This window comes from Citrobacter amalonaticus (genome assembly GCF_001559075.2).
Taxonomy (GTDB): domain Bacteria; phylum Pseudomonadota; class Gammaproteobacteria; order Enterobacterales; family Enterobacteriaceae; genus Citrobacter_A; species Citrobacter_A amalonaticus_F.
In genome coordinates this window covers 3843250-3863681 of the sequence record NZ_CP014015.2, presented here as the reverse complement: position 1 = coordinate 3863681, position 20432 = coordinate 3843250, and the positions used below count along the sequence as shown (strand labels likewise).

Below are 20432 nucleotides of genomic sequence, written 5' to 3'. Positions count from 1 at the left end.
CCAGCTCGTGGTGGTTAAAGTTCAGCAAATTCAGGAATCGGCGCCATTCCGCGTGATTCCAGGAAATTGAGTAATCGTTGCGGGGTCACGTTCAAAATACGATCTTCCGGGAAATTCACCTCTTCGATAATTTTCAGACACTCGCTGAAGTCACCCATCGTAAAGGCGGTATGAGAATCTGAACCCAACGCCACCCAGCCGCCAGCATCGCGCACCGCTGCCGCCACCGCGCGACAGTTCGCTTCACTGCCTTTGCGTGAATGAAGGAAGGAAGAGTTGTTAATTTCCAGTGCAACATTGTATTTTGCCGCAGCCTCGGCAATTGCTGTGATATCAACGGGATATTTCGGGTTGCCGGGGTGACTAATGATATGCACAACGCCGCTCGCCATGGTGGCGATCATCGCCTGCGTATTGGTGGCTTCATCGTGGGGGGCGAAAACCGGTTCATGAAAGCCCGCAATAATCAGATCCAGTGAGGTAAGCATCGGACCGGTACAGTCGATTTCACCTTCGATATTTTTGATATTTGCCTCAATGCCTCGCAGGATCCCTACCCCATCCACCACGCGCGGCCAGATACGCATATTGATGAAATGCCAGTGGTGTGGAGCATCCGCCATGTCCGGACCGTGATCGGTAATTGCGAACAGTTTCAGTCCCTGGCGCTTCGCCTGGGCGATGTAATCGCTCAGAGTGCTATAAGCATGGGTGCTGGCGACGGTATGCATATGCAGGTCAACGGGATACATGTCTCTCTCCTGTGGTCATTTTTCGACAAGGATAGCAGGAATCGCCTGCGTTTATTAGTCGAAACCCGGCATCTGCCGGGTATACCTTAATAACCGCGCTGGCGGTCGACCTGCCCGGTCACCGCTTCGCCGTTTTCCAGATGTGAAATCGTGCGGGAAATATAGGCGACGGCTTCAGCGGGACGCGTGACTGCCGCAATATGCGGCGTCATCGCCACGCGCGGATGTTTCCACAGCGGACTATCCGCGGGCAGCGGTTCACGGCTGAAGACATCCAGCATCGCCCCTTTGAGTTTATTACTGTTCAGTGCGGCGAGCAGATCATCTTCATTAACGTGTACGCCACGCGCGAGATTCAGCAGATAAGCACCATCCTGCAATTGGTCAAGCAGTTTGCCATTGATGATGCCGACCGTTTCCGCCGTATTGGGTAGCAGATTTATCAGCACGCGAGTCTGGCTGAGGAATGCGCCCAGTTCTTCGGTACCGGCAAAACTCTCAACTCCCGGCCAGGTTTTACGACTGCGACTCCAGCAGCGCAGCGGGAACCCCCAGGCCTGTAAGCTTTCTGCCACTTTCGCTCCCAGCACGCCAGCGCCCATAATCCCCACGGTAAACGCCTCGCGCGTATATTCCGGCAGCGGTTGCCATTGGCGCTCATTTTTCAGCGCCTGGTAATCATCAAAACGACGGAACCAGTGCAATACCTGACTGACCGCGTATTCCTGCATCTGCAAGCCCATACCGGTATCTTCGAGACGAAAGAGAGGAATGGCGGGATCCAGCATCGTGGGATGGGCTTTCAGTTTGCTCAGGATCGAATCCACCCCGGCGCCCAGAGCGAACACCGCCTTAAGTTTACGCCCTTCCAACATTTCTACCGGTGGGTGCCAGACCAGCGCATAATCTGCCGGATCGTTATCGCCCTGCTTCCACTCCCGGACTCTGGCACCAGGGATTGCTTTTTCCAGGGCAGCGATCCACCAGGGGGTATCAAACGTAGGGTGATAGAAAATGATATCCATATTGACTCCTGCGGGTTGTTGTGCGCAATTTTTCGCACTTATTATCATCGTTTTCAAAGGGATCATCAGCATAGCAAATTCGCTGGCGCTGGCAAAAAAAGCAGTTTCCGCCTAATTAACCGACAGGTTGCCTGAAGTTTGTGTAAACGCACGATTTTTTGGAAAAGTTGATTGACGCAGGCGGCGTATTTCCCTAAATTAGCGCCCGTTCCAGTTGTTGAGGAACAACAATATGGTGAGGTGTCCGAGTGGCTGAAGGAGCACGCCTGGAAAGTGTGTATACGGCAACGTATCGGGGGTTCGAATCCCCCCCTCACCGCCATATTTGAGAAAGAGCTCGTACGAAAGTACGGGCTTTTTTTTCGCATATGGCACACGCCGGGGGATGAGAATCCCCGACCGGGGTTCGACAACGGGCGCAGCCCGTTGGACGGAATGGCCGCAGGCCATAACGCCCGCAGGGCGAGCGAAGCGAGTCAATCCCCCCCTCACCGCCATATTTGAGAAAGAGCTCGTACGAAAGTACGGGCTTTTTTTTCGCATATGGCACACGCCGGGGGATGCCCCCAAAAAACAAAGCCCGGTCATCCCGGGCTCTGAGCGCAAAGATTGCTAACTTAACTGTACGCATTCAGCGTTCGCTGGCAGAGCGCCGAGCGAACGCAATCATCTTTGTTGAAGCGAACAATCCCGATCATCTCATCTTCTGTAAAGCGGGCCAGCGCGTCACTTAGCCCTGACTGAACATGGGAGGGTAAATCGCACTGGGTAATGTCCCCGTTTACGATAACCGTCACATTCTCCCCGAGGCGCGTTAAGAACATCTTCATTTGCGCAGCAGTGACGTTCTGAGCCTCGTCAAGAATGACCACTGCATTTTCAAATGTACGTCCGCGCATATAGGCGAACGGCGCGATTTCCACCTTACCGATTTCAGGTCGCAGGCAATATTGCATAAAGGATGCCCCGAGTCGTTTAACCAGCACGTCATAAACCGGCCGGAAATAGGGAGCGAACTTCTCCGATACATCTCCAGGTAAGAAGCCGAGATCTTCATCAGCCTGCAGAACTGGACGGGTGACAATGATCCTGTCTACATCTTTATGTATCAGGGCCTCTGCTGCTTTTGCCGCACTGATCCAGGTTTTACCACACCCGGCTTCGCCCGTAGCGAAAATCAGTTGTTTACTCTCGATAGCATTCAGGTAGTGCGATTGAGCCTCATTGCGCGCCATGACTGGCGTGGTGTCGCGACTGTCGCGCGCCATGCCAATCGCTTCTACGCCACTCATCTGCACAAGCGAGGTGACCGATTCTTCTTCACGCTGTTTATGACTGCGTGAGTCCCGTCTCAGCACACGTTTTGCTTCACGACGAGCTTTGATCACTGCTTTTTGTCTTCCCATGGATAGCACCTTGAGTTGTTGGTATTCATCACACGCGCCGTTGGCAGCGCGATTATGCGCACGAACATCTGCGGGTTGGCTTCCTTGTAAGCCATTGCTTGCCTTTCGAATAGACGCCACACACGGCTACGCGCACCGAATATGGCGTCAGTAACACGAATAAGAGGGGAAAGTGAGCGAAATTTAGCGGTGACGAGGTGGCTACCGGAGGAGAGACTTCCGCGTAATGGGCTGCAAAAACTGTCAGAAACGTGTCCACGAGAGGACTTTACCATTCGCGATCTCCATAGTGAATAATCATCACTGCCGGGAACTACCGCTATTACGTATAATTACATCAGAACTTAGCAATAACGCAACAATATTTTTACCTGACGTTAACTAAGCTCTCATTTTCTGTTGGCAACAGTCTCTTACGGAGATATTACAAAATTATTTCAAAAAACGGATCATACAAAAAAAGAATATTTTCAGTAGCGTGAGGTGCAGCATACCCCGCCCGCAGACGGGGTATTATTGTCATGCTTCAAGCAGAGACTGGCCCAGATAGCGATCGGCCTGCTTGATTCCCGGTAGCGCGAAGAAATAGCCGCCGCCAATCGGCTTGACGTACTCTTCCAGCGCCTCGCCATTTAGCCGCTTCTGCACGGTCAGAAACCCTTTTTCCAGGTCGTGTTGATAGCAGACAAACAGCAATCCCATATCAAGCTGTCCCGATGGCGTCACGCCAAGAGAGTAGCTGTAGCCACGGCGCATCATCAGGCCCGACTGCGTCTGCGCCGTGCGTGGATTCGCCAGACGAATGTGGCTGTCCAGCGCAATGACGTTACCCTCCGGGTCGCTGGCGTAATCCGGCACATCATGTTCGTGCTGCATCCCCAACGGCGCGCCGGTGTGCTTATCACGGCCAAAAATGGTTTGCTGCTCTTTGAGCGGTGTGCGATCCCAGAATTCGACGCGAAACTGAATCAGACGCACGGCCTGATAAGATCCGCCAATGGCCCACGCCGGTTCCCCCTGCTCCGCCGTCACCCACACCACATCCTGCATCAGCTTTGCATCGCTGCTGTCCGGATTCGCCGTGCCGTCTTTAAAGCCAAGCAAATTGACCGGGGTCTCTTTACCCTTACTGCGCGCCGCATGGTCGGATATAAACCCTTCTCGCTTCCAGCGAACGCTCAGCAAGTCCGGCGTATGCTTGATGATATCGCGCAGGGCATGGATCACCGTGTCCTGGGTGTTGGCGCAAATCTGCAGCAACACATCGCCATGGCACAGCGCGGCATCCAGAGAGTCATTCGGGAAACGGGTCATTTTCTGCAACGTCTTTGGCATCTGCGCCTGCAGCCCAAAGCGCGTATCGAACAGCGAATGCCCCACCGACAGCGTCATGGTCAGGTTATCCGGCGCGATGAAGGCGCCGAGGATCCCGGAGTCCATTGGCGGCAAGCGCGGGTTCGGCGTTTCCGGTGCCGGGCCGCCGGTAGTCAGGAAAGCAATACGTGTCGTCAGCAGGCGAAACAATCGTTCGAGCTCACCTTTATCGGACGCCAGGACATCAAACGCCACCAGCATCATTGAGGCCTGCTGCGGCGTCAAAATCCCCGCCTGATGGGGACCGTAAAAAGGTTGAGTCTCGCTACGGGCATCCGGTGACAAGGTTCCCGGCGCGCTTTGCGGCTTTTGCGCATGGGCAACCGGACAACCGCCAGTCAGCGCCAGCGCGCCGCCGAGCGCGCCCATTCCTTTCAACAAACGTCGGCGTGACGGTTCGCTCACGCCGTTTTTATCATCATGCTGCATGGTGCTTAGTCCAGACCCAGTACACCGCGTAATTGCGCGAGATCTTCCGCCAGCGTCGTAATCGGGCCTTTCAGCGCGTTGCGATCCGCATCGGTCAGTTTATCGTACGTCTCAAAACCGTCTTTGGTGCGATATTTCGCGAGGATGGCATCCACTTTTTTGAAGTTCGCATCCACTTTCGCCAGCAACGCTGCGTTGGATTTCTGCAGTTGCGGACGCAACAGGTCGACAATCTTCTGCGCACCGTCCACGTTCGCCTGGAAATCCCACAGATCGGTGTGGCTGTAACGATCTTCCTCGCCGCTAATTTTACTGGCTGCCACTTCTTCAATCAGTCCTGCTGCGCCGCCAACCACTTTTGACGGTGGGAATGCCAGTTCACTGATGCGTTTTTGCAGATCCAGAACGTCGGTATTCAACTGATCGGCGTATTTCGCCATCCCTTTGGTCGAGTTATCGCCAAACAGCGCTTTTTCCAGACGGTGGAAGCCGGTAAATTTCGGGTCGGCGGCTTTTTGTTCGTAGTCGTCTTCACGGGCATCGATGCTGCCGTCGAGATCGGAGAACAGCTCAGCAATCGGTTCGATACGCTCGTAGTGCTGACGGGTTGGCGCATACAGTGACTTCGCTTTCTCCAGATCGCCCGCTTTAATGGCATCGGTGAAGGCTTTGGTTCCCGCCACCAGTTGCGCGGTCTCTTCGGTCACATAGGCTTTATAGTCGGTGATGGCGCCACCCAGACTGAGCAAAGCATCACTCTGCGCGGCATCGGCCGTCGCGCTGCCCTTAACAATCAGCTTCCCTTTCGGGTTAGTCAGCAGGCCACAGGTCATGTCATATTCGCCGGGTTGCAGATTAGCCGTCATCTTCTGACTGAACCCAGGCGCGATGTTTTCGCGCTCTTCAACCACCATCACGCCCTTCAGAATCTCCCATTCCAGCGCTTTCTGGCTGTGGTTTTGAATGATGAACTGGGTTTTGCCGGCATTAACCGTAATGCTCATCGGCTCACATTGTTTATCGGTTACCGTGACCTTAACCTGCGGAATATCCGCAGCATGGGCAGTAAAAGCAGAAGCAAACAGCGCAGCCATGCCAAGCTGCAGCGCACTACGGCGAAAGTGATTCGTCATGACCATCCCTTTAAATAAGTATGTTGTAACTATGTAAGAGTCTGCGTCGCAAAGCGTTAAGGCGCTGTGCGGGACGCGGTTGTGCCTGTGCGCGGCGGCAATGCAAACACCACCAGCGCCGGTATCAGGTAGATAAACCAGACCGCAACCTCACTGACGCTCGGGGCTTCCTGGTAGCCAAAAATACCTTCCATCAGGGTGCCAAACAGCGAGTGCGTCGAAAGAATAGCGCTCATATCAAACGCCACGTCCTGGAAGTGGTTCCACAATCCGGCTTCATGAAAAGCACGAATCGCGCCTGCAGCAAGACCGGCCGCTACCAGCAAAATGAACAGGCTGGTCCACTTAAAGAAAGCGCCCAGGTTCAGACGGATGCCGCCCCAGTAGAGTAAGAAGCCGAGAACGACAGCCGTCGCCAGACCCAGCATGGCGCCAACCGGCGGCCAGACCCCGACGTCCTGTTGAAAGGCGGCCAGCAGGAAAAAGACGGATTCCAGCCCTTCACGCGCCACGGCGAAAAAGACCATCATGATCAATGCCCAGCCATGGTGATTACCGCGCTGTAATGCGCTGTCGACCGCCTGCTCCAGTTGGACTTTGACGTTGCGCGAAACCTTACGCATCCAGAACACCATCCAGGTGAGGATCACCACAGCAATCACCGCGACGATACCTTCGAACAGTTCCTGTTCCTTTTGCGGAAACTCACCGGTGGTCTCGTTGATGAAGATCCCAAGGCCCAGGCACAGCGCCGCCGCCAGAAATACGCCAATCCACATCACGCCAATCCAACGGCCTCGTTGGGTACGCTTCAGATAACTGGCAATCAGGCTGACTATCAGCGCGGCTTCCAGCCCTTCACGCAACATAATTAGAAACGGAACAAACATGCCAGACACCCTTAAACGTTATTCTTAGTCAACTGATGCAAAGAAAGGTAAATTACAGTGATAGTGATTATCATTACGGAAAGAGAAAACTCAAGCAGAATGTAATGATAATGATGTCATAATGTAAACGCTTAGCGGGTTAATGGTTATGGAGGGAAGCGATCGTTGAAAAAGACAAAAAAGCCCGCACGAAGCGGGCCTGATAGTCAGAGGATTGAGGCGTTAGCCTTCCTGCAAACGCGACGGCGGTGCGGAATGATAGTGCGCGTCCGCCTCCGCAAAGCGTTTGAGCATCGCCGATGATGGCGCTTTACCCAACAGACTGAAGGCGACAATACCAACGCTGCCGAAGATAAAGCCCGGAATGATTTCGTACAGATCCAGCCAGCCGAAATGTTTCCAGACGATCACCGTCACGGCGCCGATAATCATCCCGGCCAGCGCGCCGTTGCGAGTCATACGCGACCACATCACCGAGAACAGCACCACCGGACCAAACGCGGCACCGAAACCCGCCCAGGCGTAGCTCACCAGACCCAGAACCCGGTTCTCCGGGTTCGCCGCCAGAGCGATAGCCACCAGCGCGACCACCAGCACCATAATGCGCCCTACCCAAACCAGCTCCTGCTGGCTGGCGCCTTTACGCAGGAACGCTTTGTACAAATCCTCGGTAATGGCGCTGGAACATACCAGCAACTGACAGCTCAGCGTTGACATCACCGCCGCGAGAATTGCAGACAACAGGATGCCGGCAATCCACGGGTTAAACAGGATTTGCGCCAGTTCGATGAACACGCGCTCCGCGTTCTGATTCACTGAACCCGCCAGCGCCGGATTGTTGTTGAAGTAAGCGATACCGAAGAAACCGACCGCTACTGCGCCCGCCAGACAGAGGATCATCCAGGTCATGCTGATACGACGGGCATGAACGATGCTGTGGTGGGAATCCGCCGCCATAAAACGCGCCAGAATGTGTGGCTGACCGAAGTAGCCCAATCCCCAGCCCATCAGGGAAATGATGGCGACAAAATTCAGCCCTTTGAGCATATCAACGTTCTCAATGCTCTTCTGTTTGATGACTTCCAGCGAATCGCCAAAGCCCCCAACGCTGATGATGACGATCACCGGTGTCAGGATCAGCGCAAAAATCATCAGACTGGCCTGCACGGTATCCGTCCAGCTTACCGCGAGGAATCCGCCAATAAAGGTATAGAGGATGGTGGCTGCTGCGCCCGCCCACAGTGCGGTTTCGTAGCTCATGCCAAAGGTGCTTTCAAACAGACGCGCCCCTGCCACGATGCCGGACGCGCAGTAGATAGTGAAGAACAGCAAAATCACCAGCGCGGAGATAATGCGCAGAACCCGGCTCTTATCTTCAAAGCGTCCGGTGAAATAATCCGGTAGCGTCAGGGCGTTATTATTATGTTCGGTGTGCACACGAAGACGCCCGGCCACCAGCTTCCAGTTGATCCACGCCCCTAAAGTCAGGCCGATGGCAATCCAGCTTTCTGAAATCCCGGAAATGAAAATCGCGCCCGGTAAGCCCATCAGCAGCCAGCCGCTCATGTCCGATGCGCCTGCAGACAGCGCCGTCACAAACGGCCCAAGGCTGCGGCCCCCCAGAATATAATCATCAAAGTTCTTGGTTGAACGCCAGGCGATAAAACCAATCAATATCATGCCAAAAATGTAGACACAGAACGTCACCAGCATCGGTGTGCTAATTGCCATAAACTCTCCAGACTCTTCTGTTTTATTGCCCTGCCGGAACGTGGCAAAGCATGTTGTATTTCCCAGGCGACCGTATCCTGCCGGAAGCGTGAGTTATTCACAATCGATTTAACACACCATTTACATCAAATTTTGCTGCCGATGAATACTAATTTCCGCCAGGTTGCACTCTCTCACACTTTTTCCGGTTGCACCTTTTAAAAGTGTTAACTGCCGCAGAGAAAAAGATAGCGTTATTATTTTTCCCAACGTCATACATCTTTCTTTTATTAACATTTCATTCATTTTTAAGCTTGTCGTACAGGTCACATTTAACGTGGTTGCACAAAGTTGCAACATAGTAGATATTTCTCGATAACCACACGCAGTACATTATCGAACAACAGGAGCAGATGGCATGGGAACCACCACGATGGGGGTTAAACTGGATGACGCAACGCGCGAGCGTATTAAGTCAGCGGCAACGCGAATTGATCGCACCCCGCACTGGTTGATTAAGCAGGCAATCTTTAATTACCTGGAGAAACTGGAAAACGATGACACGCTGCCAGAACTTCCTGCGCTATTAGCCGGAGCCGCCAACGAAGGCGATGAGTCCACGGCACCGCAGGAAGAGATCCATCAGCCTTTCCTGGAATTTGCCGAGCAGATCCTCCCACAGTCGGTCTCGCGTTCCGCCATTACCGCCGCGTACCGTCGCTCAGAAACTGACGCCGTTTCGATGCTGATGGAACAGGCGCGTTTGCCGCAGCCGGTAGCCGAACAGGCCCACAAGCTGGCTTACCAGTTGGCGGATAAACTGCGTAATCAGAAAACAGCCAGCGGCCGTGCCGGAATGGTGCAGGGCTTGCTGCAAGAGTTCTCTCTCTCTTCGCAGGAAGGGGTGGCGTTGATGTGTCTGGCGGAAGCCCTGCTACGTATTCCGGATAAAGCCACACGCGATGCCTTAATCCGCGACAAAATCAGCAATGGTAACTGGCAGTCGCACATTGGTCGTAGTCCGTCGCTGTTCGTCAACGCGGCGACCTGGGGTCTCCTGTTCACCGGCCGTCTGGTCTCCACCCATAACGAAGCCAGCCTTTCGCGCTCCCTGAACCGCATTATCGGCAAGAGCGGTGAACCGCTGATCCGTAAAGGCGTCGACATGGCGATGCGTCTGATGGGCGAACAGTTCGTCACCGGGGAAACCATTGCTGAAGCGCTGGCGAATGCCCGTAAGCTGGAAGAAAAAGGCTTCCGCTACTCCTACGATATGCTGGGTGAAGCTGCGCTAACCGCGGCCGATGCGCAGGCTTATATGGTCTCTTATCAGCAGGCGATCCATGCGATAGGTAAAGCATCGAACGGACGCGGAATTTATGAAGGTCCAGGAATCTCTATCAAGCTCTCCGCCCTGCATCCGCGTTACAGCCGTGCCCAGTACGATCGAGTGATGGAAGAGCTCTATCCGCGCCTGAAGTCGTTGACGCTGTTGGCGCGCCAGTATGATATCGGCATTAATATCGATGCCGAAGAGGCCGACCGTCTGGAGATCTCCCTCGATCTGCTTGAAAAACTGTGTTTTGAACCTGAACTGGCTGGCTGGAACGGTATTGGTTTCGTCATTCAGGCGTACCAGAAACGCTGCCCGTTCGTCATCGATTACCTGATCGACCTGGCCACCCGCAGCCGTCGTCGTCTGATGATCCGTCTGGTCAAAGGCGCCTACTGGGATAGCGAGATCAAACGCGCTCAGATGGACGGTCTGGAAGGCTATCCGGTTTACACGCGCAAGGTCTACACCGACGTCTCTTATCTCGCCTGTGCGAAAAAATTGCTCGCTGTGCCGAATCTGATCTACCCGCAATTTGCGACCCACAACGCCCATACGCTGGCGGCCATTTATCAACTGGCCGGACAGAACTACTATCCGGGTCAGTATGAGTTCCAGTGCCTGCACGGGATGGGTGAGCCGCTGTACGAACAGGTCACCGGTAAAGTGGCGGATGGCAAACTGAACCGTCCGTGCCGCATTTATGCGCCGGTCGGCACCCATGAAACGCTGCTGGCGTACCTGGTGCGTCGTCTGCTGGAAAACGGGGCCAACACCTCCTTTGTTAACCGTATCGCGGATACCACGCTGCCACTGGACGAACTGGTGGCCGATCCGGTCGAAGCTGTCGAGAAACTGGCGCAACAGGAAGGTCAGACCGGCCTGCCGCATCCGAAGATCCCACTGCCGCGCGATCTGTACGGCAAAGGCCGCGATAATTCGGCCGGTCTGGATCTTTCCAACGAACATCGTCTGGCCTCACTCTCTTCTGCCCTGCTCAACAGCGCGCTGCAAAAATGGCGGGCGTTACCGATGCTCGACGCCCCGGTTGCCGAGGGCGAAATGAGCCCGGTGATCAACCCGGCAGAACCAAAAGACATCGTGGGCTATGTCCGTGAAGCCAGTGAAGCCGAAGTGGAACAGGCGCTGCAAAGCGCGGTGAACAATGCCCCTATCTGGTTTGCGACGCCGCCGCAAGAACGTGCAGCTATCCTCCATCGCGCTGCCGTATTGATGGAAGGCCAGATGCAACAATTGATCGGCATTCTGGTCCGCGAAGCCGGTAAGAGCTTCGCCAACGCCATTGCCGAAGTGCGTGAAGCGGTAGACTTCCTGCACTATTACGCCGGTCAGGTGCGTGACGATTTTGATAATGAGACCCATCGTCCGCTCGGACCGGTTGTCTGTATCAGCCCGTGGAACTTCCCGCTGGCCATCTTCAGCGGACAGATTGCCGCCGCGCTGGCTGCCGGCAACAGCGTACTGGCAAAACCCGCGGAACAGACGCCGCTCATCGCCGCCCAGGGCATTGCCATCTTGCTGGAAGCTGGCGTACCGCCGGGCGTGGTGCAACTGCTGCCTGGTCGGGGTGAAACGGTGGGCGCGCAACTGACCGCTGACAGCCGCGTGCGCGGCGTGATGTTTACCGGTTCTACCGAGGTGGCGACACTGCTGCAACGTAACATCGCGACGCGTCTGGATGCACAGGGGCGTCCGATTCCGCTGATCGCCGAAACGGGCGGCATGAACGCGATGATCGTTGACTCATCCGCCCTCACCGAACAGGTCGTGGTCGACGTGCTGTCCTCGGCGTTTGACAGCGCCGGACAGCGCTGCTCCGCGCTGCGCATACTCTGTCTACAGGATGATATCGCCGATCACACGCTGAAAATGCTGCGTGGCGCGATGGCCGAATGTCGGATGGGCAACCCGGGGCGTCTGACTACCGATATTGGTCCGGTGATCGACAGTGAAGCCAAATCCAATATTGAACAGCATATTCAGGCCATGCGGGCGAAAGGTCGTCCCGTGTTCCAGGCGGCGCGTGAAAACAGTGAAGATGTTCGTGAATGGCAAAGCGGCACATTCGTTGCGCCGACGCTGATCGAACTGGAAAGCGTTGATGAGCTGCAAAAAGAGGTCTTTGGTCCGGTTCTGCACGTTGTACGCTACAACCGTAACAACCTGGACGCACTGATTGCCCAAATCAACGCCTCCGGCTACGGACTGACGCTGGGCGTCCACACCCGTATTGATGAAACCATTGCTCAGGTCACCGGCTCAGCGCACGTGGGCAACCTGTACGTCAACCGTAATATGGTGGGGGCGGTTGTCGGCGTACAGCCGTTCGGCGGCGAAGGGCTGTCGGGAACTGGTCCGAAAGCCGGTGGACCGCTCTATCTCTACCGTTTGCTGGCAAACCGTCCGGAAAATGCGCTGGCCATCACTCTGGCGCGTCAGGATGCGGACTATCCGGTAGACGCCCAGTTGAAAGCCGCGCTGATCCAGCCGCTGGAAGCGCTCAGCGAGTGGGCGGCCGATCGCCCTGTGTTGCGTCAACTCTGTCAGCAGTTTGGCGAACTGGCGCAGGCCGGTACGCAGCGTCTGCTGCCGGGTCCTACCGGGGAGCGTAACACCTGGACGCTGTTACCGCGTGAGCGCGTGCTGTGTATTGCCGATGATGAGCAGGATGCGCTGGTGCAGCTTGCCGCCGTCACCTCGGTCGGTAGTCTGATTTTGTGGCCTGACGATGCCTTCCACCGTGATCTGGCGAAGCGCCTGCCGGCAGCGGTTTCCGACCGCATTGCGTTTGCGAAAACCGACAGCCTGACGACGCAGCCTTTTGATGCGGTGATCTTCCACGGCGATTCCGATCAGCTTCGCGCGCTGTGTGAAGCAGTGGCAGCCCGTGAAGGCGCGATTGTCTCGGTACAAGGTTTCGCCCGTGGTGAAAGTAATATTCTGCTGGAGCGACTGTACGTCGAGCGTTCGCTGAGCGTGAACACAGCAGCCGCCGGAGGTAACGCAAGCCTGATGACAATTGGCTAAGGCTGTGGTTAATTAAGGCTCCGGAAACGGGGCCTTTTTTTATGGATCCAGAGGGAATGATGAAACGAATACTACTCACCTGCGTTGCGCTGGTGCTCAGCGGTCAGGCGCTGGCCGATGACTGCGCTAATGCCAGTACGCAAGCGGAAATGAATACCTGCGCCGTCACCCAATACCAGGCGGCAGACAAAGAACTGAATGAAACGTATCAGAATGCGCTGAAACGCGCAGCCCCGCCACAGCAGGAACTGCTGAAAAAGGCGCAGACCGCATGGATCGCCATGCGTGATGCCGACTGCGCGCTTATCAGCTCTGGCACCGAGGGGGGAAGTGCTCAGGTGATGATCGCCAATCAGTGCCTGGCGGATAAAACCGCCGAGCGGGAAGCGTTTCTCGCCTCGCTGCTGCAGTGCGAAGAAGGCGATATGAGCTGCCCGCTGCCGCCAGCCAATTAACGAACGCGAATTCCCTCAATAATCATGCGCTGAACGTTTTCAACCGTCTGATTAAAAAAGGTTTCGTCACGCAGCGTTGCGCCCGTCACCGCTTCAACCTGAGGCGCAAAGTCGGCGTAATGCTGTGTTGAAGCCCAAATCATGAAGATCAGATGGTGCGGGTCGATCGGCGCCAGCTTGCCGCTTTTCACCCAACCGGCAATCAGCGCGGACTTTTCATCAATCAGCGTTTTCAGATCGCCAGTCAACTCATCCATCAACAACGGTGCGCCAGCCAGCATCTCCATGCAAAAAAGCCGCGAGGCCTGCGGGTAGTCACGGGACACTTCCAGCTTCAGCCGGATGTACTCTTCAATAGCGGCCAACGGCGCAAAATCTTCCCGAAATGCTTTTAAGGGGGCCAGCCAGATATCCAGAATCTGTCGCAGCACGGCGACATACAGCGCCTCTTTTGACGGGTAGTAATAAAGGAGATTGGTTTTGGAGACGCCGGCCTGTTCGGCAATTTGCTCAATGCGTGTGCCATGAAAGCCATATTGTGAAAACGTATTTAACGCGGCCGTCAGAATCGCCTCGCGTTTCGCGCTGACCGCCTGCGAACGTTTGCCTGTTTTTTTCTCCGCACGTTGAACCATGCCCTTCTCCTTGCTCCGTGAATCCGGCAGTGGCGCATAGTCTGCGGGGCGTTTCATTTCAGTTCAACCTGACGGGTAAAAAAAACCGCCGGAGGATCCGGCGGCGGTGGCATCATCACGTCGGGATGGGATGCGTTCGTGATGCGTTTCCGGGGTAGCAGGCCTGGTCGTTACGAATTACGATTGCCGTGGCTACTTTTACCCCCTTTCTTACCGGCTTCAGAGGCACGCTGCGGGTCGTTCTTGAAATTTCCCCCGCTGTGCTGACCACCTTTACGACCTGCTTCTGATGCTCTTTCACGGTCTTCGGCAAAATTGCCGGAACCGCCTCGATGGTTTGCCATTACTGACCTCCGTCATTGATTAGACATCGTCGTGTCCAGGTGTCGGGGAGTCTCCCCTCACGGTGTATGACCCTTGTCATAATAATCACCGCGTGGAACTAAGCATAGTGAACACCGCTCGTGGATGAGTCGATTCGTAACATTCTGTAATATCTTTGCCCGCGTATGGCTCTACCGCCGCGAAGAAGCCGCATAATTGTTTCTTATGGCAAAAGAAAGCCAGTGCGGAAAAAATGTTTCATGATAATTCAGAACGCGCCGTTGGCATGGGTCCGCTTAAAATCATGATAAAATTTATTATAAATCAAAGAAATGTTTCTAAGGCTTGCACTCTCGTCGACACGACTTATCTTTAAATAAGTGCAGCAATTTGCTGCTTTCGATAAACCGAGGAGTAGTGCAAATGGCAAAAGTTCTGGTGCTTTATTATTCCATGTACGGACACATCGAAACGATGGCACATGCGGTGGCAGAGGGAGCGAGCAAAGTGAATGGCGCGGAGGTCACCATCAAACGCGTACCAGAAACGATGCAGGCGGAAATCTTCGCTAAAGCTGGCGGTAAAACTCAAAATGCCCCCGTCGCAACCCCGCAGGAACTGGCTGATTACGACGCCATTATTTTTGGTACGCCAACGCGCTTTGGCAATATGTCAGGCCAGATGCGTACCTTCCTGGATCAGACGGGCGGATTGTGGGCGTCCGGCGCGTTGTATGGCAAACTCGCCAGCGTTTTCAGTTCTACCGGGACAGGCGGCGGCCAGGAACAAACGATTACGTCCACATGGACTACACTTGCCCATCATGGGATGGTGATTGTGCCCATTGGCTATGCCGCGCAGGAACTGTTCGATGTTTCGCAGGTTCGCGGTGGTACGCCTTATGGCGCAACGACCATTGCCGGTGGTGACGGTTCACGCCAGCCCAGTCAGGAAGAGCTCTCTATCGCACGTTACCAGGGCGAATACGTTGCCGGTCTGGCAGTGAAGCTCAACGGCTAATCTTCAACGGGAGGATAAGAATGCCAACTCAAGAAGCGAAGGCTCATCACGTCGGTGAGTGGGCAAGTCTGCGCAATACATCGCCGGAAATAGCCGAAGCCATATTTGAAGTTGCCGGATATGACGAGAAGCTGGCAGAAAAAATTTGGGAAGAAGGCAGCGATGAAGTGCTCATCAAAGCCTTTGATAAGACAGATAAAGACGCGCTCTTCTGGGGCGAACAAACCATCGAACGTAAAAACGTTTAATCCGTCAATTCCCCCGCTTGCGCGGGGGAACCTCATTTACTTCGCCGCCTCATTCAACAACGTGTCAAACTTGTCGATCGGACAGAAACCGTTCGCATCAATCGGGCATCCCTTCAACTCCAGGGTCACGCGTTGCGCCGGGGCTTTCAGCGTCAGCACATCCGCATTACGCAGTTGATCTGAACTCTGATACACATACTCAATTTTCATCAGATCGCGGTTGGCCTTCGTGTCATGCCAGCGCTGGAAGACAATTTTGCCGCCAATCGGCGTGCGTTCGTTCTGATCATGTAACTGATAGGGTTTGAATTCCAGTGCGGTGAGCAGTGAGGCGATGTTTGAGTCATGCCCTACCAGCACGGTGATTTTCGGCGCTTTCGCCTGTTCGGTCACCAGCGCTTTGTCGATGTATTTCACCAGCGGTTTCGCCACATTACGCGCGACTTCCGGAGAGGTAAACAGGCTGTCCTGGTAGCCATTTTTCAGTTTCGACAACACTTTCCACTGCTGATCGGATTTAATTTCGCCCCAGGCCACCTGATCCATCGGGAATCCTTCGTAGTATTGCAGCGTGAAGGCGTCCACCAGCGAGTTACCCACTTTCAGCGGCCCGGAGACGCCTGGCTCCTGCTCATAGTTCGCGCTAAAGGTATCTTTAGCCTCAGTCAGAGAACACTGCTGTTTTTCCTTGCACGATGGCGAGTCTTTGTAGTTGATCATCTGCTCCAGCAACTGGTAGCTGTCATCAAGTTGCATCTGGCTGCGCTCTTTTTCCATCGCCTGTACGGCTTTCTCGCGGAAGGCCGCCGAGTCATCGGTGATCACCGGGTTAAAGGTCGGGTCCATGGTGCCCATTTTTTCCTGGTGATGCACCGGAACATCGCAGCCAGGGAACGCGCCGGTGATAAAGAACTGGGCGGTCGCGACCGTACGCTGCAGACTGTTGGCATAGGTATAGACCGTATCCGGTGCCGGGCACTCGCCGGATTTCACCATCCCCTGCTCTGCCAGCCATTCACGCATGTAATGGCCCATATACACTTCCAGCACGCCACCTTTGGTGGTGAGCTGTCCGCCCGGCACATCCCATTCAGGCCATTTATTCGGAGTGGACTGCTCCAGCACGCTGCCATTATTCGCCAGCGGCGCACGTAAGTTATGTCGACTCATCATCAATACTTGCTGTAGCTGATAGCCTTCCGGCGCCGTTTGCGCCTGTGCGGCAGAAGACAACATCACAACCCCTGCCACAGCGGCGGCAATTAACGATTTGTTCATCCCTACGACCTCGTGTTGTTATTCGTCATTTATAAGTGTGACAGATATATGACACTTTTCCGGGAACGAGACCGCAAAACAGGGATTCAGCGCATCATATTGATGCCAAATATCATTTGCAGCTTGCGGATCCCGGAGGGCGTGAAGGTGACCTGGCGGCTTCCCGGTGCCGTTTTAATCCACCGCTGCCCAGTTAGCCAGGTCAGTAGCGCGGCGCCGAGTACACCACCCAGATGATAACGTCGCTCGCTCCAGTCCAGACAGCCGCAGCTAAATTTGCGTCGTGACGCGCCAGCCTGTACCACAATGCCCAGTTCCGCCATTTTCTCCTCACCCAGAGGTGTCAGGGTTTCACCATCTGCCGCCAGCCACTGCCGGGAAACCAGCGTATCAAACAGTCTCACCGCCACTTCTCCCGCCAGATGGTCATAACAGGTCCGGGCCTGACGCAAACTCAGCGGCGTAGTGATTTTTCGCGATGCTGTTGATGCCCAGGCGACGCCCATCAGGCGCTCCAGCAGTTCCGCTATGTCTGTACTTGCGAGGCGAAAATAGCGGTGCCGCCCCTGGGCGAGAGAAACCACAAACCGCTGCTCGCACAGACGGGCCAGGTGCGCACTGGCGGTAGACGCTGAGATATCCGCCACCGCGCTCAGTTCCGTCGCCGTCCATGCCCGACCATCCATCAGCGCGCACAGCATCCGGGATCGCGATTTGTCCGCCATTACCGCCGCCGTCAGCGCCATTCGCGATTCCAGTTCGCCGTCTTCTTCATTTACGACTATTGACGTCATACTGACCTCTCAGCCTCGGGGGAGGGTTAACCATGGCACGATTTTGTCATTAAGTCACAGCACGGAGCATCATTTCGATACTTAGCCCCATCAGACAAAACAGAAAGCAACGTTTAAAAACAACGGGTGAGATCACCCGCCGGATACGGGTGCCTGCCCACTGGCCGATCAGCGCCGGAACGATGGCGAATGCCGATAAGCTCAGCGACTGCATGGGGAGCGCGCCGTGCCACCACAGTCCAAGTGCTAACGCCAGCGTGGAAAAGGTAAAAGAGATACCGAGCGCCTGAACCAGTTCATCCTTCTCAAAGCCCAGCGACTGGATCCACGGCACCGCCGGCATCACAAAGACACCCGTTCCGCCGGTCAACAACCCGGTGGCGAATCCAACGATCAATGAGAGCGGTTTTTCACGCTGCGGTGCGACCGCAATCCGTTTTCCTGCCAGGGTCCAGAGCGCGTACACCATCAGCGCCAGCCCCAGCGCAAACTGTGTGCGGGAAGTATCGCCACCGGTGATCCAGACGCTGGCCAACAGTGTGGCAATCACCACCGTTAGCAGCATCGGCCAGAGTCGTATCAGCAACATCCGGGTATTCCCACCACCGCCAAACTGAAACAGATTGCTGACCAGCGAAGGTAACAGCAGCATAGCTGCCGCCGCAACCGGTGAGATCAGCGAACCGAGGATCCCCATCGCCACAGTGGGCAGTCCCATGCCGGTGACGCCTTTCACCATCCCCGCAAGAACAAAGGTCAAGGCAATCATCACAACCTGGTCGGGGTCGAATGCAAAAAGAAGGGTCATACTTCAGAGTCCTGTAAGGAGAAGATGACCCATCCTGAATGCTCGCGACGATGCTTGCTTCGTCAGCGAACGAAATGTGGTTTCAGCTATTCAGAGATAATGACTTCATGGCGGATGTTACGCGCGCAGTAGGCCGTCCCGTCTTTGAGATACAATTCCTGAAAACGGCTGTTATCCATCGGTTGCTGCAGTCGCGAACGCTCGGTATCGACAAACTCTTTTTGCACGCGGTAATGCACCGCATCCTGTGTTTCGAATGCGATAAACTCGCGGGTGGCATAGGGCTTATGTTTCAGTTTGACATAGACGATGTACTGCACCGTGCTGAACGTAAGCCCGGTTCGCACGGCAATCTCCTTCATGGTCAGCGGTTCATCGGATTCATACAGTGCCTGAACCTGTTGAATTCTCTTCTGGTTATACGCCGACACACGCAAACTGAGTTTCAGCCGGTAAGCCATATTGCGCACCACTGTCACATTGGTGCACAGCATCTGCGCAATGTGTTGCGTCGAGAGGACGCCCGCGTTTTCACGCAGGAGAGCCAGGCTCTCGTCGTTCCAGATAAATGCCATCAGCGGTATCCCTCCACCGAAAACTTATTGCCCCGCGAGACGGGCGAACGTGGCGGCTAATTCCGCCGGTTTACGCATTCCCTGATGCCACTCCAGCACCCGACCCTGTGGGTCAATCAGGACCGAGGTCGGTGTGCCGATGACCTGATATCGTTCCTGAGTGATTTTCATCTGATCGCGAAGGACCGGATACGACACCTGATGCTTCGCCAGCAGCGCATCCAGGCTGACCGTTCCCGGATCGGTATTCACCGCCACCACTACCACGCTATCGCCCCATTTCTGGCTGAGCGTTTCCAGCGAATCCATCTCCGCCAGACAGCCACCGCAGCCTGCCGACCAGAAGTTCAGGTAGATGGATTTCCCCTGCCAGCGATCCAGTCCGGACTCCTTGCCCTGTAAATCGAAGGCCGCCAGCGCCGGAGCCGTTTCGCCTACAGCCAGCTTTTCCTCTTTACAGCCACTGAGCAATACCGCCAGTGAGAGAATGAAAACGTTAAGCCAGCGCATGTTGCATCGCCTCCTCTCCCTGATACTTTCCGTGTTGCAGACGCAAAATGCGATCGGCAAACTGCCCAAGCGCCGGGTTATGCGTCACCATGACTATCGTGCGCCCCTGACGGTGCAAATCGGTAAGCAAATCCAACACCCGCTGTTCATTCTCTTCATCGAGGTTGCCTGTCGGTTCATCCGCAAAAATGACCGGCGGCTCATTCACCAGCGCCCGCGCAATACAGACACGCTGCTGCTCCCCGCCGGAAAGCTGGCTGGGTAAATGGGTGACGCGGTGCCCAAGGCCGACCTGTTCCAGTACTTTTCTGGCCGCAGCCTCGTCCACTACGCTGTGGTAGTGCTGTGCCAGCATGATATTTTCCAGCGCGGTTAAAAAGGGAATGAGATGGAATTGCTGGAACACCAGACCAATCTTCTCGGCGCGAAAACGACGCCGTCCCTCTTCGTCCAGTGCGGCGGCGTCCGTTCCATCAAGGAACACCTGGCCTTCCGTTGCGGTATCCAGGCAGGTGAGAATGTTCATCAGCGTCGTTTTCCCGGAACCGGAGGCCCCCATAATGGCGACAAACTCCCCTTGCGTAATCCGCAGGTTAATATCATCCAGGGCGGTAACGTCGCCAAACCGTTTATAGAGGTGACGTGTTTCGATCGCCACCTGTGGAATCTGCGTCACGGACATGGC

General features: G+C 55.1%; 19 protein-coding genes and 1 tRNA gene. 5 read left to right on the top strand and 15 right to left on the bottom strand.

Annotation, left to right across the window (positions count from 1 at the left end; translation table 11 throughout):
- Positions 1-14: 14 nt before the first annotated feature.
- Together AL479_RS18580 and ghrA are read right to left on the bottom strand one after the other, a co-directional pair.
- Positions 15-752 (bottom strand): phosphatase, encoded by a 738-nt coding sequence (locus tag AL479_RS18580; protein WP_061077139.1) that lies wholly within the window; start codon positions 750-752, stop codon positions 15-17.
- An 86-nt stretch (positions 753-838) separates the two neighbouring features.
- A complete protein-coding gene (gene ghrA, locus AL479_RS18575; protein ID WP_061077138.1) occupies positions 839-1777 on the bottom strand; it encodes a glyoxylate/hydroxypyruvate reductase GhrA in 939 nt (312 codons plus the stop codon).
- 234 nt (positions 1778-2011) lie between these two features.
- Here ghrA and AL479_RS18570 point away from each other — a divergent pair.
- Positions 2012-2099, top strand: a tRNA-Ser gene (locus AL479_RS18570).
- A gap of 295 nt (positions 2100-2394) precedes the next feature.
- Here the strand turns inward: AL479_RS18570 and phoH are convergent.
- The 5 genes from phoH to putP form a co-directional block, all read right to left on the bottom strand.
- Complete coding sequence (gene phoH / locus AL479_RS18560; protein ID WP_061077137.1) at positions 2395-3183, bottom strand: phosphate starvation-inducible protein PhoH; 789 nt, start codon at positions 3181-3183, stop codon at positions 2395-2397.
- 519 nt (positions 3184-3702) lie between these two features.
- Positions 3703-4986: an iron uptake transporter deferrochelatase/peroxidase subunit gene (gene efeB / locus AL479_RS18555; RefSeq protein ID WP_061077135.1), complete on the bottom strand. Its 1284-nt coding sequence runs from the start codon at positions 4984-4986 to the stop codon at positions 3703-3705.
- Between the two features lie 5 nt (positions 4987-4991).
- Entirely contained in the window at positions 4992-6119 is a 1128-nt protein-coding gene (efeO, locus tag AL479_RS18550; protein WP_061077134.1) for an iron uptake system protein EfeO, read from the bottom strand.
- Between the two features lie 56 nt (positions 6120-6175).
- Positions 6176-7009: an iron uptake transporter permease EfeU gene (gene efeU, locus AL479_RS18545; RefSeq protein WP_061077133.1), complete on the bottom strand. Its 834-nt coding sequence runs from the start codon at positions 7007-7009 to the stop codon at positions 6176-6178.
- Between the two features lie 222 nt (positions 7010-7231).
- On the bottom strand, positions 7232-8740 hold the full coding sequence (gene putP / locus AL479_RS18540) for a sodium/proline symporter PutP (protein WP_061077132.1): 1509 nt from the start codon (positions 8738-8740) through the stop codon (positions 7232-7234).
- A 397-nt stretch (positions 8741-9137) separates the two neighbouring features.
- Between putP and putA the strand changes: the two genes are divergently transcribed.
- On the top strand, positions 9138-13100 hold the full coding sequence (gene putA / locus AL479_RS18530) for a trifunctional transcriptional regulator/proline dehydrogenase/L-glutamate gamma-semialdehyde dehydrogenase (RefSeq protein WP_061077131.1): 3963 nt from the start codon (positions 9138-9140) through the stop codon (positions 13098-13100).
- 59 nt (positions 13101-13159) lie between these two features.
- On the top strand, positions 13160-13555 hold the full coding sequence (locus AL479_RS18525; protein ID WP_061078012.1) for a lysozyme inhibitor LprI family protein: 396 nt from the start codon (positions 13160-13162) through the stop codon (positions 13553-13555).
- Here AL479_RS18525 and rutR read toward each other — a convergent pair.
- A complete protein-coding gene (gene rutR / locus AL479_RS18520) occupies positions 13552-14190 on the bottom strand; it encodes an HTH-type transcriptional regulator RutR (protein WP_061077130.1) in 639 nt (212 codons plus the stop codon). The two genes, AL479_RS18525 and rutR, sit on opposite strands and share 4 nt — an antisense overlap.
- Before the next feature lie 170 nt (positions 14191-14360).
- Complete coding sequence (locus tag AL479_RS18515; protein WP_012132907.1) at positions 14361-14534, bottom strand: general stress protein; 174 nt, start codon at positions 14532-14534, stop codon at positions 14361-14363.
- A gap of 403 nt (positions 14535-14937) precedes the next feature.
- On the opposite strand from AL479_RS18515, the gene wrbA reads away from it, so the two are divergent.
- Together wrbA and AL479_RS18505 are read left to right on the top strand one after the other, a co-directional pair.
- The gene (wrbA, locus tag AL479_RS18510) at positions 14938-15534 is read left to right on the top strand and encodes an NAD(P)H:quinone oxidoreductase (RefSeq protein WP_042319755.1); all 597 of its coding nucleotides are present in this window, start codon (positions 14938-14940) and stop codon (positions 15532-15534) included.
- A 20-nt stretch (positions 15535-15554) separates the two neighbouring features.
- Positions 15555-15782 (top strand): YccJ family protein, encoded by a 228-nt coding sequence (locus tag AL479_RS18505; RefSeq protein WP_042319758.1) that lies wholly within the window; start codon positions 15555-15557, stop codon positions 15780-15782.
- Between the two features lie 36 nt (positions 15783-15818).
- Here AL479_RS18505 and agp read toward each other — a convergent pair whose 3' ends face one another.
- The 6 genes from agp to AL479_RS18475 form a co-directional block, all read right to left on the bottom strand.
- Positions 15819-17060, bottom strand: coding sequence for a bifunctional glucose-1-phosphatase/inositol phosphatase (gene agp, locus AL479_RS18500; protein WP_061077129.1), 1242 nt, complete (start codon positions 17058-17060; stop codon positions 15819-15821).
- 86 nt (positions 17061-17146) lie between these two features.
- Positions 17147-17854: an ArsR/SmtB family transcription factor gene (locus AL479_RS18495; protein ID WP_061077128.1), complete on the bottom strand. Its 708-nt coding sequence runs from the start codon at positions 17852-17854 to the stop codon at positions 17147-17149.
- A gap of 49 nt (positions 17855-17903) precedes the next feature.
- On the bottom strand, positions 17904-18662 hold the full coding sequence (locus AL479_RS18490; protein ID WP_061077127.1) for a sulfite exporter TauE/SafE family protein: 759 nt from the start codon (positions 18660-18662) through the stop codon (positions 17904-17906).
- Positions 18663-18748: 86 nt separating this feature from the next.
- The gene (locus tag AL479_RS18485; protein WP_061077126.1) at positions 18749-19237 is read right to left on the bottom strand and encodes a MarR family transcriptional regulator; all 489 of its coding nucleotides are present in this window, start codon (positions 19235-19237) and stop codon (positions 18749-18751) included.
- A 24-nt stretch (positions 19238-19261) separates the two neighbouring features.
- The gene (locus AL479_RS18480; RefSeq protein ID WP_061077125.1) at positions 19262-19747 is read right to left on the bottom strand and encodes a TlpA family protein disulfide reductase; all 486 of its coding nucleotides are present in this window, start codon (positions 19745-19747) and stop codon (positions 19262-19264) included.
- Positions 19734-20429: an ABC transporter ATP-binding protein gene (locus AL479_RS18475; protein ID WP_061077124.1), complete on the bottom strand. Its 696-nt coding sequence runs from the start codon at positions 20427-20429 to the stop codon at positions 19734-19736. The genes AL479_RS18480 and AL479_RS18475 overlap by 14 nt, the downstream gene beginning before the upstream one ends.
- Positions 20430-20432: the final 3 nt, after the last annotated feature.